At 43.2% G+C, this 259-nt stretch carries 1 tRNA gene; it reads right to left on the bottom strand.

Features of this window, described 5'->3' with window-relative positions:
• Positions 1–115: 115 nt before the first annotated feature.
• A tRNA-Ala gene (locus HPY28_RS30205) sits at positions 116–191 on the bottom strand.
• Positions 192–259: the final 68 nt, after the last annotated feature.

Below are 259 nucleotides of genomic sequence, written 5' to 3' on the forward strand. Positions count from 1 at the left end.
GTGAGACGAACTTAGCAGGCCATCCTTGCATTTCCGTAATTACTAAAAGTACTTACAGTTAATATCTTAGCAATTTCATGCAATATCCAGTTTTCAAGGAGCATATTTATTCTTTTGGTGGAGCTGAACGGGATCGAACCGATGACCTCCTGCTTGCAAGGCAGGCGCTCTCCCAACTGAGCTACAGCCCCATCACTATATAAGCGAGGGTTATACTCCCTCAAAACCGGAAAGAAAATAATCTGTGATTGGTACTCCA

The organism is Brevibacillus sp. HB1.2 (assembly GCF_013332495.1).
GTDB classification, from domain to species: domain Bacteria; phylum Bacillota; class Bacilli; order Brevibacillales; family Brevibacillaceae; genus Brevibacillus; species Brevibacillus porteri.